The 12,092-nt window shown below is 62.1% G+C and carries 11 protein-coding genes and 1 pseudogene; 6 read left to right on the forward strand and 6 right to left on the reverse strand.

Annotated features, from left to right (window positions below; translation table 11 throughout):
• The 3 genes and pseudogenes from AB5Y86_RS06380 to AB5Y86_RS06390 all read right to left on the reverse strand — a co-directional run.
• Positions 1-128: pseudogene (locus tag AB5Y86_RS06380) on the reverse strand (IS3 family transposase); the annotation flags it as partial.
• Positions 129-245: 117 nt separating this feature from the next.
• Entirely contained in the window at positions 246-1,424 is a 1,179-nt protein-coding gene (gene pncB, locus AB5Y86_RS06385) for a nicotinate phosphoribosyltransferase (RefSeq protein WP_005342020.1), read from the reverse strand.
• Positions 1,425-1,525: 101 nt separating this feature from the next.
• Positions 1,526-2,161, reverse strand: a complete 636-nt coding sequence (locus AB5Y86_RS06390) for a nicotinamidase (protein WP_042055347.1) — start codon at positions 2,159-2,161, stop codon at positions 1,526-1,528.
• A 74-nt stretch (positions 2,162-2,235) separates the two neighbouring features.
• Here AB5Y86_RS06390 and AB5Y86_RS06395 point away from each other — a divergent pair, with 74 nt between their 5' ends.
• Both AB5Y86_RS06395 and AB5Y86_RS06400 read left to right on the forward strand, forming a co-directional pair.
• Positions 2,236-2,886 carry a DNA mismatch repair protein MutT gene (locus AB5Y86_RS06395; protein WP_005339607.1) on the forward strand — a complete coding sequence of 217 codons (651 nt, stop codon included), beginning with the start codon at positions 2,236-2,238 and terminating at the stop codon, positions 2,884-2,886.
• Positions 2,883-3,389, forward strand: a complete 507-nt coding sequence (locus tag AB5Y86_RS06400; RefSeq protein ID WP_368192427.1) for a DUF523 domain-containing protein — start codon at positions 2,883-2,885, stop codon at positions 3,387-3,389. The genes AB5Y86_RS06395 and AB5Y86_RS06400 overlap by 4 nt, the downstream gene beginning before the upstream one ends.
• On the opposite strand, the gene AB5Y86_RS06405 is transcribed toward AB5Y86_RS06400, so the two are convergent.
• The 3 genes from AB5Y86_RS06405 to AB5Y86_RS06415 form a co-directional block, all read right to left on the reverse strand.
• Complete coding sequence (locus AB5Y86_RS06405; protein ID WP_368192428.1) at positions 3,314-4,279, reverse strand: acyltransferase; 966 nt, start codon at positions 4,277-4,279, stop codon at positions 3,314-3,316. The two genes, AB5Y86_RS06400 and AB5Y86_RS06405, sit on opposite strands and share 76 nt — an antisense overlap.
• Before the next feature lie 6 nt (positions 4,280-4,285).
• The gene (locus AB5Y86_RS06410; protein ID WP_043823224.1) at positions 4,286-5,185 is read right to left on the reverse strand and encodes an acyltransferase; all 900 of its coding nucleotides are present in this window, start codon (positions 5,183-5,185) and stop codon (positions 4,286-4,288) included.
• Between the two features lie 128 nt (positions 5,186-5,313).
• Positions 5,314-6,828 (reverse strand): YifB family Mg chelatase-like AAA ATPase, encoded by a 1,515-nt coding sequence (locus tag AB5Y86_RS06415; RefSeq protein ID WP_201947299.1) that lies wholly within the window; start codon positions 6,826-6,828, stop codon positions 5,314-5,316.
• A gap of 384 nt (positions 6,829-7,212) precedes the next feature.
• Between AB5Y86_RS06415 and ilvG the strand changes: the two genes are divergently transcribed.
• From ilvG to ilvD, 4 genes are all read left to right on the forward strand, one after another.
• A complete protein-coding gene (gene ilvG, locus AB5Y86_RS06420; protein ID WP_368192429.1) occupies positions 7,213-8,859 on the forward strand; it encodes an acetolactate synthase 2 catalytic subunit in 1,647 nt (548 codons plus the stop codon).
• Complete coding sequence (gene ilvM / locus AB5Y86_RS06425; RefSeq protein WP_042079763.1) at positions 8,856-9,146, forward strand: acetolactate synthase 2 small subunit; 291 nt, start codon at positions 8,856-8,858, stop codon at positions 9,144-9,146. The genes ilvG and ilvM overlap by 4 nt, the downstream gene beginning before the upstream one ends.
• Positions 9,147-9,158: 12 nt before the next feature.
• A complete protein-coding gene (locus AB5Y86_RS06430; RefSeq protein WP_335855628.1) occupies positions 9,159-10,103 on the forward strand; it encodes a branched-chain amino acid transaminase in 945 nt (314 codons plus the stop codon).
• Positions 10,104-10,247: 144 nt separating this feature from the next.
• The gene (gene ilvD / locus AB5Y86_RS06435; protein WP_368192430.1) at positions 10,248-12,089 is read left to right on the forward strand and encodes a dihydroxy-acid dehydratase; all 1,842 of its coding nucleotides are present in this window, start codon (positions 10,248-10,250) and stop codon (positions 12,087-12,089) included.
• The last annotated feature ends 3 nt before the right edge of the window (positions 12,090-12,092 follow it).

The raw sequence follows: 12,092 nt of genomic DNA on the forward strand, positions 1-12,092 counted from the left end.
CGGCCCTGAATGCCATAACGCACCTGAGCCTGTTTGTAGGTGAGCTCGCCTTTTTCAATCTGCTCGACCAGTGCCAGTTTAAAAGTCAGCGAGTAATCGCGCTGTGTCCGTTTCACACCTTGTCCCATCGGGCTCTCCATTTATGTGGGGGAAAGGTGTAAACCATATTCAGGACGGGACAAGTTGATTAAAAAAGCCCGCCGGTGCGAACCGGCGGGCTTTTTGTTTTCTGGCGATCTCGAAGATCAGACCCCGACGTGGAACGCCTGTTTGAGGTTGCGGATAAACTCCGCATCCCGGCAGAGGGTCTTGCCCGGGCTGTCGGAGATCTTGGCGACCGGGCCGCCATTGCACTCGATCAGCTTGAAGACAATGTTCATCGGGCTGACACCGGGCAGATCGCAGGTGAGCTTGGTGCCGATGCCGAAACTGGTGTTGATGCGACCACGGAAGTGACGGAACAGCTGCACCGCCTTGTCGAGGTTGAGCCCGTCGGAGAAGACCAGGGTCTTGTCGGTGGGGTCGATGCCGAGGCGCTGATAGTGGCTGATCGCCTTCTCGCCCCACACCACGGGATCGCCGGAGTCGTGACGCAAGCCCTGATAGCTGCTGGCCAGCTCGAAGTCGAAGTCCCGCAGGAAGGCATCCATGGTGATGCAGTCGGTCAGGGCGATGCCGAGATGGTCGGTGAACTCGTCCAGCCAGCTGGTGAGGGCGGCGCGCTGGCTGTGCTCCAGCGGGAAGCCGAGCTGCTGGTGCGCCTGGAACCACTCATGGGCCTGGGTGCCGACCGCGGGCAGCTTGTACTTCTGGGCCAGCATGTAGTTGCTGGTGCCGCGAAACGCCGGCAGCCGCTCCTTGAGGCGACCCACTACCGCATCCTGTACCGCGTGAGAGAAGCGGCGGCGGGTGCCGAAGTCGATGAGGTTAAACTCGCTCATCTCGTCGCTGCTCAGCTCCTTCTCCAGCTTGTCGATCTTCTGATCGAGCCGCTCCAGCGCGTGGCTGACGCCGAACTGGGGATAGCGGAAGCGGTTGCGCATCTCGCTGATGATGGCGAGCACCGGGATTTCCCACAGGATCACATCCTGCCAGGGGCCCTCGACCCGCACATTGATGCGGCCATCCTGCTCGAACACTTTGAGTAGCGAGGCGTCGAGCGGCTTGCGGCGCAGGTGGTCGAGGTAGTCAGGGGTGAAGAAGGGACGCTCGGCCAGAAAATCGAGCTCTGGCCTGGTCAGTCGCAGGGAACCGGCGAGGCGCAGTTGCTCCTCGATCTGCCCCATCATGGGCAGCAGATCCTCTTCATTGCGGCTGTGAAACTCGGCCACCACCTCGGCATCCGGATAGCGATGGAACACCGCCTGCTGCATATGCAGCTTGTAGGCGTCGGTGTCGAGCAGGCTGGTGAGGATTGGGGGCATATCAGGCTCCTCGCAGACTGGTGAGCACGATGGAGCTCCCCTGCCGCATATGTAACGTGCAGGCGTCGGTATCGAGCAGGCTGGTAAGAATCGGTGGCATATCAGGCGTCCAGCAGGCGTTGTACATCGATCAGGGTCTGGGCCAGTTCGGCGCCAGCTTCGATCATCTGGGTGTGGGCGCTGGCAACCGTCTCGGGGGCGATGCCACGGCAGGCATCGAGATGGACGATCACCCGGAAACCTGCGCGGCGCAGTTGCAGCACGCTGGTTTTGACACAGTAGTCGGTGGCGAGACCGCCGACCAGTACGGTATCGACCTTGCGGGCTTGCAGAAATTCGATGAGTCCGGTGCTGCGCCGTTCGGCCAGGTCATGGAAGCAGGTGCCGTAGGGGTGGAGATCCGGTTCGACCCCCTTCCAGACGAAGAAGTCATAGTCGATGGGAGCGGGCAGGCCGTCGAGCAGCTCGAAGCCCTTGCTACCCGGTACGCAGTGCACCGGCCAAGTGAGGTCGGCGTTGGGCAGGTCCAGCGGCAACAGCATGCCTGCGGGGTCAGAAACGGCCCAGTCGGCATTGGCGGGGTGAGAGTCCTTGCTGCCGATCCGCAGCGTGGCGAGGGTGGCCTGAGCGTTGAGCGCAGCCACAATATCATCACCGCCCGCGACGGGCAGTTCGTTCGGGCAGAGGGGGGTAAAGCCCTTCTGCGCATCAATATCCAGGCTGGCGACGGTTCCCATGATTGGCTCCTGCACATACTATTCGTGTGATATTATCTACCAAACATTAATGGAAGGCGAGCAGGGCGATCGGCATGCTGAGAATGAGTCTGGATATGGTGGTGCTGCGGTTGCATGAGGAGCGGCTAGAGCTGCTGCTTGAGACCCGCGATCGCCCCCCCTTTGCCCACTGTTGGCAACTGCCTGCGCTGCGCATCGACGAGACCCGGGATCGGGATCTGGATGCCGCCCAGCGCCGTCTGCTGGCGGAGTGGGGGCTCGGTCACTGCTACAGCGAGCAGGTCTGCACCCTCGGCAATCTGGAGCGGGATCCCCGCGGCTGGTCCACGACCCTGGTCTATCTCTGTCTGGTGGATCCGGAAGTGGAAGCGATCCACGGCTGCTGGCATCCGCTCGCCAACCTGCCGGGGCTGAGCCTCGCCTTCGACCATGTCCAGCTTATCGCCAAGGGGCTGGAGCGGCTGCGGATCAAGAGCCGCTACAGCACCCTGCCGCTGCAACTGCTGGGGCCCGAGTTCACCCTATCCGAGGTGCAGCGCGCCTTCGAAATCATCCTGCAAACACCCATGAATACGGCGGCATTTCGCAAGCGGATCCATCGCGCCGACATTCTGGTGGATACCGGTCGCAAGCGTACCGGCAAACAGCGCCCCGCCATTCTCTATCGGCTGGAGAGTCCCTGCTGCGTGATGTTCGATCAGGTGATGCATGGAGCGGAAGCATGAGTGAGACCGGCGTGCACAAGGTGCTGGTGAGTGCCTGCTTGCTGGGTCAGCCGGTGCGTTACGACGGTCAGAGCAAGGGGATCGTCAGCGACTGGCTGAGTGCGCTGGGTGCCGAGGGGCGGGTGCTGGCCTTCTGCCCCGAAGTGGCGGGCGGTCTGCCAACTCCGCGCCCTCCTGCCGAGCGGCAGGGCGATCGGGTAGTGACGGCGAGTGGACTGGATGTGACTGCCGAGTTTGGCCGTGGCGCCGAGCTGGCGCTGGAAATCTGTCAGGCGCAGGGTATTCGCTTCGCCTTGCTGAAAGAGGGGAGCCCCTCATGTGGCAGCGGCCGTATCTATAACGGCCGCTTCGAAGGTGTTTCTGTGGCGGGCGAGGGCAAGACCACTGCCCTGCTGCGCCGCCACGGGATTGTGGTCTTTTCCGAAGATCAGTTGGCCGAGTTGGCCTCGGCACTCTCTTTGGATTCATCCCCGGATTTGGCGGCAACCGGCAGCGGCGCCTGACCGCTCTGCCACCCCTCCAGCACCTCGTCCTTCTCCTGCCAGCGCTGGTTTAGCCACTCCTGAAAACCGCGCTTGAACTGCTTGTCGTTGAAGTAATCCCCAATCAGCGCCTCATCCACCGGCAGCTCCTCAATCCGCACCTGAATGCGTTTTACCCGCCCCATCAGGAAGTCCTTGAACGGGGTCTCGGCGTTGTCCGGATAGCGGATGGTGACGTTGATCAGGCTGTCGAACTGCTCGCCCATGGCTGCCAGCGTAAAGGCCAGCCCCGCCGCTTTGGGGGGCATCAGATGGCGGTAGCGGGAGCGGGCCGCATCCCGTTTCTGCTCGGTGAAGCGGGTTCCTTCCACGAAGTTGATGACGGTAGTGGGGATGTGGCGAAACTTCTCGCAGGCGTTGCGGGTGGTCTCGATATCCTTGCCGCGCAGGTGCGGATTTCTTAACAGAAATTCTCGCGAATAGCGGCGCATAAAGGGCATATCGAGCCCCCAGCAGGCGAGCCCCAACAGCGGGATGTAGATCAGCTCGTGCTTCATGAAGAACTTGGGCACCGGCAGCCGGTCGCGGAACAGGTGGCCGAGCACCACGATATCGGTCCAGCTCATATGGTTGCTGATGATGAGATACCAGCCATCCTTGCGCAGCTTGGTGCTGTCCTCCACCTGCCAGTCGATGCGGGTGGTGAGGCGGATCACCAGCGCATTGCAGGCCAGCCACAGGCGCATGAAGCGGTTGTTGAGGCGGCTGCAGGCGCGGCCAAAGGCCGGGATCGGCAGCAGCAGTTTGGCCAGCGACACCAGCAGGATCAGGCTGGCGCACAAGGCGGTGAAAAGGATGGTCAGGCCGGCGCTGATGATCAGCACCAGCGGGCCGGGAAGCAGGGATAGCATGAATGTTTACTGCGCCTTGGTTGCCAGCAGTTGGCTCAGGGTCTGGTCCTTTTCGTGCCAGATCCCGTTCAACCACTGTTGAAACTCTTGTTGGAACTCGGGGTCATTGAAGTAATCCCCCACCAGCTTGCGGTCGATCGGCAAATAGCGGACCTGAACCTTGATTTGCCCGACCCGGCCACACATGAAGTCCCAGTAGCTGGGGATGCCGTCCGGATAGGCGATGGTGACATCCACCAGTTGATGCAACTGATCACCCATAGCGGCCAGAGTAAAGGCGATGCCCCCCGCTTTCGGGAGCAGCAGATGACGATAGGGCGAGCCCTGCTTCTGATGCTTGCTGCCGGTGAAGCGGGTGCCTTCGACGAAGTTCATCACACTCACCGGAATGTGGCGGAACCTGGCGCAGGCCTTACGGGTCGTTTCAATGTCTTTTCCCTTCAGATGGGGATGTTTTTCCAGAAATTTTCTGGAATATCGCCGCATGAAGGGGAAGTCGAGCGCCCACCATGCCAGACCGAGAAAAGGTACCCAAATCAGCTCTTTCTTGAGGAAAAACTTCAGGAAGGGGATTTTTTGGTTAAAAACCCGCTGCAGTACCAGTATGTCGACCCAGGATTGATGGTTGGCAATCACCATATACCACTCATTCCGGCGCCCTTTGTCCACTCCGACCACCTCGAAAGGGGTTTTGATGATGGTTTTCTGGATCAGATTGTTGAAACCGATCCAGCAGCTGGCACAGCCATCCAGCAGCCAGTTGCAGAGGGTGCGCCACCCCTTGAGGGGGAGCAGGAGCTTGAGCAGACCCAGCGAGAAGATGGGGACAAACCAGAAGAGGGTGTTGAAAAAATAGAGCAGGGTGGAGAGGCTGCCGCGCAGTCGCTCTGTCAGCTTGTTGGGCATGAGTCGGGTCCGTCTTGCTGTCGATAAAGGGCCATCAAGTGGTCAGATCTGTGGCCATAATATCAGCCGATTGCCCGTGAGACCATTCAGAGCCGTTACGGGGGTTGGACTCACCCTTTTCCCTCCTGTCAGCTGCTGCGCAATCGCGACAGCAGCCTGTCCATGGCGCGATAACCGAGCGCCTCGATAAGATGCTCCTTGCCGATGGCGGGTTGCCCGGCCAGATCTGCGATGGTGCGTGACACCCGCAGGATGCGATGCCAGGCCCGGATGCTGAGCCCCAGCTTCTGGATGGCGTTCTCCAAAAATTCGGCATCTTGCGCCGATAAGCGGCAAATATCCTCTATCTCACGGCTATCCAGTAGATTGTTGAGTTTGCCATTGCGGCTTAGCATGCGCTCACGCGCCGCCAGTACCCGATCGCGGATCTGCTGGCTAGACTCCCCCCGCTCTGCCTTGCCGGTCAGGCTCCCCTTGGGCAGCAGTGGCACCTCCACCGTCAGGTCAAAGCGGTCGAGAAAGGGGCCGGAGAGTTTGCCGAGGTAGCGCAGGATCTGATCCGGGCTGGAGCGGGTCTGGCCATCGCCATAGTGGCCGCAGGGGCTGGGGTTCATGGCGCCGACCAGCTGGAAGCGAGCGGGAAAATCCACCTGACGGGCGGCCCGACTGATGGTGATGTGGCCCGTCTCCAGCGGCTCGCGCAGGGAGTCGAGCACCTTGCGCTCGAATTCGGGCAGCTCGTCGAGAAACAGCACCCCGTTGTGGGCCAGCGAAATTTCGCCGGGCCGCGGGTGGCTGCCACCACCCACCAGCGCCACTGCGGAGGCACTGTGGTGGGGCGTGCGATAGGGTCTGTGGTGCCAGTGACCGGCGCGCGGTGTGAGGCCGCCGATGGAGTGGATGGCGGCGGTCTGCTGCGCTTCCTGCTCGCTCAGCGGCGGTAAGATGCCGGGCAGACGGCTCGCCAGCATGCTCTTGCCGGTGCCTGGCGGGCCGATGAACAGCAGGTTGTGACTGCCGGCGGCGGCGATCTCCAGCGCCCGCTTGGCCTGTGACTGGCCGATCACATCCTGCAGGTCCGGCACATCGGGCAGGTTCTCCGCGCTTTGGGGGGCCGGCAGGGGCAGTTCGTACTGGCCTGCCAGCCAGGCGGTGACGGCCAGCAACTGGTGGGCGGTGCGCACTTCGGCATCCTGAATGAGGGACGCTTCGGGGCCGTTCTCCCGCGGTACCAGCAGAGTGCGCCCCGCATCCCGGCAGGCGAGCACGGCGGGCAGCACCCCGAGCACGGGGCGAATTTCTCCGGTCAGGGCCAACTCCCCCAAAAATTCATGATCGAGCAGGTATTTTGCCGGTATCTGCTTGGAAGCAGCGAGAATGCCGATGGCGATGGCCAGATCAAAACGGCCTCCCTCCTTGGGCAGATCGGCGGGGGCCAGATTGACGGTGATGTGTTTGCTCGGGAACTCGAAATTGCCGTTGAGCAGGGCGCTGCGGACCCGATCTCGCGACTCCTTCACCGAGGTTTCCGGCAGGCCGACCATGTTGAAGGCGGGCAGGCCGTTGGAGAGGTGAACTTCCACTGTAACTTGCGGGGCCGCGATCCCGAGGCTGGCACGGCTATAAACCACAGCTAATGACATAAATCCCGTCCTTGAGTTGATATATGTTCTGACTAACTGCTTGTTGTTGGTTTTTTATTCCAGAGTTCCGGCTGGGGAATAGCCAAAATCAGTGGGTTGTCACAGAAAAAAGGCTTGCCCAATAAAAATCACCGTGCTAGTTCTAATAGCCATTCGCGGTAGAAACCGCCCCAATTTCACAGGATTTCCGGTTGTAACTATGAACATGGCCTCCCGTTTCGTCAGCATTATTGTGGTCCTAGTGGTGATTATTATCTCACCGCTCGGGGCTCGTTTAGCTGCACGGAACAAGGGATAGACCCACCACCGGACAGAACGAAACAAGCGACCCCCGAGCCTCACAGCTCGGGGGTTTTTTTTCGACCAAAGGACAGGATTTTCCACATGAACGGCGCGCAGTTTTTGGTACAGGCTCTCAAGAAACAGGGTGTGACTCAGGTGTTTGGTTACCCGGGCGGGGCCATCATGCCGGTCTACGATGCTCTGTATGACGGTGGTCTGGCCCATCAGCTCTGCCGCCACGAGCAGGGCGCCGCCATGGCTGCGGTCGGTTATGCCCGCGCCTCTGGTCAGGTGGGCGTCTGCATCGCTACCTCCGGCCCCGGCGCCACCAATCTGGTGACCGGTCTGGCGGAGGCGCTGCTCGATTCGGTGCCGCTGGTGGCCATCAGCGGTCAGGTGCCTTGTGCCGCCATCGGCACCGATGCGTTTCAGGAGGTCGACGTGCTCGGCATGTCCCTCTCCTGCACCAAGCATTCCTTCATGGTGACTGATGCCGCCGATCTGGGGCGAGTGCTGGCAGAAGCTTTCGCCATCGCCACCGAAGGGCGGCCCGGTCCTGTGCTGATCGATCTGCCCAAGGATGTGCAACTGGCCGCCGTGCCTGCCCAGAGCCCGCTGTTTGCAGTGGAAGAGCCGGAGGTGCTCAACCCCTCGGATCTGGCCGCGGCCCGCACCCTGCTGGCTGCCGCCGAGCGTCCGGTGCTTTACGTCGGTGGCGGAGTGGGCATGGCCAATGCCGAGCAGCAGTTGCGCGACTTTGCTGCCGCCACCGGCATGCCTGCGGTCACCACTCTCAAGGGGATCGGCGCGCTCGACCCCGATAGCCCCGTTTATCTCGGCATGCTCGGCATGCACGGCACCAAGGCCGCCAACTACGCGGTGCAGCAGTGCGATCTGCTGCTGGTGGTGGGCGCCCGTTTCGATGATCGGGTGACCGGCAAGCTGGAGGAGTTTGCTCCCGAGGCCAAGGTGATCCATCTCGATGTGGATGCCGCCGAGTTCGGCAAGCGCCGCGCTGCCGAGGTGGGTATCACCACGGATCTCAAGCAGGTGTTGCCAAGCCTCGCCATAACTCTCGACATCGCCCCCTGGCGTGAACACTGCGCCGCCATGGCCCGCGAATATGCGTTTCGCTACGACCATCCGGGTCAGGCCATCTACGCTCCGGCTTTGCTCAAACAGCTATCTGCCAAGTTGCCGGAGACCAGCGTGGTCGCCTGCGACGTGGGTCAGCACCAGATGTGGGTAGCCCAGCATATGCGCTTCACCAGCCCGCGCAACCACCTCTCCAGCGCCGGTCTCGGCACCATGGGGTTTGGTTTGCCCGCCGCCATCGGCGCCAAGATGTCGCGCCCGGAGGATGAAGTGGTGCTGGTGAGCGGTGATGGCTCTTTCATGATGAACGTGCAGGAGCTCGGCACCATCCGCCGGGCCCAGCTCAAGGTGAAGATGGTGCTGCTGGATAACCAGCGCCTCGGCATGGTGCGCCAGTGGCAGGAGCTGTTCTTCGACGGCCGCTACAGCGAGACCATCCTCTCCGACAACCCCGATTTCGTCGCCCTGGCTGCCGCCTTCGGCATTCCGGGCGAGACCATCACATGCAAGGAGCAGATAGCCGGTGCCCTCGATCGCCTGCTGGCAAGCGAAGGCGCCTATCTGCTGCATGTGGCTATTTCAGAGGAAGAAAACGTCTGGCCCCTGGTTCCGCCGGGAGTCGCCAACCACCAGATGATGGAGCAACGCCCATGAACCCGCACACCCTTGCACAACCAGCATTTGCACAGCACACCCTGCATATCCACGCCCAGCCCAGACCGGAAGTGATGGAGCGGGTGCTGCGGGTGGTGCGTCACCGCGGCTTCAATCTCTGCGCCCTCACTATGGAGACGAGAGCGGAGCAGGATTGCCAACAGCTGCGGATCACGGTTACTGTCGAGTCGGTGCGTCCCATCCAGCAGTTGTGGAGCCAGCTGGTGAAGCTGGTGGACGTCTCCCGGGTCGATGCACTGGAACAGCAACCCCGGATCAGAGCTTAAGGAGCCAAGCCAATGTCACAGCCTTCCCAATCCGCCACTCACCCCCAATACATCTGGTTCAACGGCAAACTGGTGCCCTGGCAGGATGCCCAGATACACGTGATGAGCCACGCCCTGCACTACGGCTCCTCGGTGTTTGAGGGTGTGCGTGCCTACGATACCCCCAAAGGCACCTGCATCTTCCGTTTACAGGAGCACACCCGCCGCCTGTTCGACTCCGCCAAGATCTACTGGATGGACGTCCCCTACAGAGAGTCCGACGTGAATGAAGCCTGCCGCACCGTGGTGCGCGAGAACGGCCTGAAGAGCGGCTATCTGCGCCCGCTGGCCTTTGTCGGCAACGTGGGGCTGGGGCTGCATCCGCCGCTGGATGCCAAGGCTGACCTGATGGTGGCCGCCCTGCCGTGGGGCGCCTATCTGGGGGAAGAGGGACTGAAAAACGGAGTGGATGTCTGTGTCACCTCGTGGAACCGGCTCGCTCCCAACACCATCCCCACCGGCGCCAAGGCGGGTGGTAACTATTTGTCCTCCCAGCTGATCAGCCGCGAGGCCAAGCGCAACGGCTTCGCCGAGGGGCTGGCGCTGGATGTGAACGGCTACCTGAGCGAAGGCGCGGGGGAGAACCTGTTCCTGGTGAAGAACGGCGTACTGTTCACCCCGCCCGCTACCGCCGCCATCCTGCCCGGCATCACCCGCGACACCATCATGACGCTGGCCCGTGATCTGGGTTACGAGGTGCGTGAGCAGGCGCTGCCCCGCGAGGCGCTCTATGTCGCAGATGAAATCTTTATGACCGGCACCGCCGCCGAGGTGACCCCGGTGCGCTCCGTCGATCGGATGAAGGTGGGCGCTGGCAGCCGTGGCCCGGTGACCGAGCAGCTGCAAAACGCCTTCTTCGGCCTCTTCAACGGCCAGACCGAGGACAAGTGGGGCTGGCTGACGCCAGTCAACGACTGATGAGAGAGGGGAGGCGATGTGCCTCCCCGAGTCGCTTCCGGTGAGCGCTTCCCTGAGGAGTCTTCACCAGGATCGATTCAGATCCACTCGTATCATCACCGCATAACGCATCGAGCCCATATGGGCATTCAGGGAGTAGAGACAATGCCGAAGTTGAGATCCGCCACCACCACCCACGGACGTAACATGGCCGGGGCCCGCGCCCTGTGGCGTGCCACCGGAATGACCGATCAGGATTTCGGCAAACCCATCATCGCCGTGGTCAACTCCTTCACCCAGTTTGTGCCTGGCCACGTCCACCTCAAGGATCTGGGCCAGCTGGTGGCGCGCGAAATCGAAGCCGCTGGCGGCGTGGCCAAGGAGTTCAATACCATTGCCGTGGATGACGGCATCGCCATGGGTCACGGCGGCATGCTCTACTCCCTGCCGTCGCGGGAGCTGATCGCCGACTCGGTGGAGTACATGGTCAACGCCCACTGCGCCGACGCCATGGTCTGTATCTCCAACTGCGACAAGATCACCCCGGGGATGCTGATGGCCGCCCTGCGCATCAATATCCCGGTGATCTTCGTCTCCGGCGGCCCGATGGAAGCGGGCAAGACCAAGCTCTCTGACCAGATCATCAAGCTGGATCTGGTGGACGCCATGATCCAGGGGGCCGATCCCAAGGTCTCGGACGCCCAGAGCGAGCAGGTGGAGCGCAGCGCCTGCCCCACCTGCGGCTCCTGCTCTGGCATGTTTACCGCCAACTCCATGAACTGCCTGACCGAGGCGCTCGGCCTCTCCCAGCCGGGCAACGGCTCCATGCTGGCGACCCACGCCGATCGCGAGCAGCTGTTCAAGCTGGCGGGCCAGCGCATCGTGACCCTAGCCAAGCGCTGGTATGAGCAGGATGACGAGAGCGCACTGCCGCGCAATATCGCCACCAAGGCGGCGTTCGAGAACGCCATGGCGCTGGATATCGCCATGGGCGGCTCCACCAATACCGTGCTGCACCTGTTGGCGGCAGCGCAGGAGGCCGGTGTCGACTTCACCATGGCCGATATCGACCGCATGTCCCGCAAGGTGCCACAGCTCTGCAAGGTGGCGCCCTCCACCCAGAAATACCATATGGAAGATGTGCACCGTGCCGGTGGTGTGGTCGCCATTCTGGGCCAGCTGGAAAAAGCGGGTCTGGTGCATGGAGATACCCGTACCGTGCTGGGTTGCTCCCTCGTCGAACAGCTCAATGAGTATGACGTCAGCCGCCAGCCCAGTCAGGAGGTGGTGGACTTCTACCGCGCTGGCCCGGCCGGCATCCGCACCACCAAGGCGTTCAGTCAGGATTGCCGCTGGCCGGAGCTGGATCTGGACCGCGCCGAAGGCTGCATCCGCTCGCTGGAAAATGCCTACAGCCAGGAGGGTGGCCTTGCCGTACTCTCCGGCAACCTCGCTGTCAATGGCGCCATCGTCAAGACTGCCGGGGTGGATGAGGAGAACCTCACCTTCCGTGGCCCTGCCCGGGTGTTCGAGAGTCAGGAGAGCGCGGTGAACGGCATCCTCGACGGTACCGTGAAAGCGGGCGAGGTGGTGGTGATCCGCTACGAAGGGCCGAAAGGGGGCCCGGGCATGCAGGAGATGCTCTACCCCACTACCTATTTGAAATCCATGGGATTGGGCAAGGCGTGTGCCCTGATTACCGACGGCCGCTTCTCCGGCGGCACCTCGGGTCTCTCGATTGGCCACGTCTCGCCGGAGGCTGCTTCCGGCGGCACCATTGGTCTGGTGGAGGATGGCGACATCATCAGCATCAACATCCCGGCCCGCAGCATGGTGCTGGAGGTGGCCGACAGCGTGCTGGCTGCCCGCCGTGTCGCCGTCGAGGCTCGTGGCTGGAAGCCGCTCGATCGTCAGCGTCAGGTCTCCTTTGCCCTGCGCGCTTACGCCATGTTCGCCACCAGCGCTGATAAAGGCGCGGTGCGTGATCGCTCAATGCTGGGGGAATAAATC

The organism is Aeromonas sp. s8, from assembly GCF_040907785.1.
Lineage (GTDB): Bacteria > Pseudomonadota > Gammaproteobacteria > Enterobacterales > Aeromonadaceae > Aeromonas > Aeromonas veronii.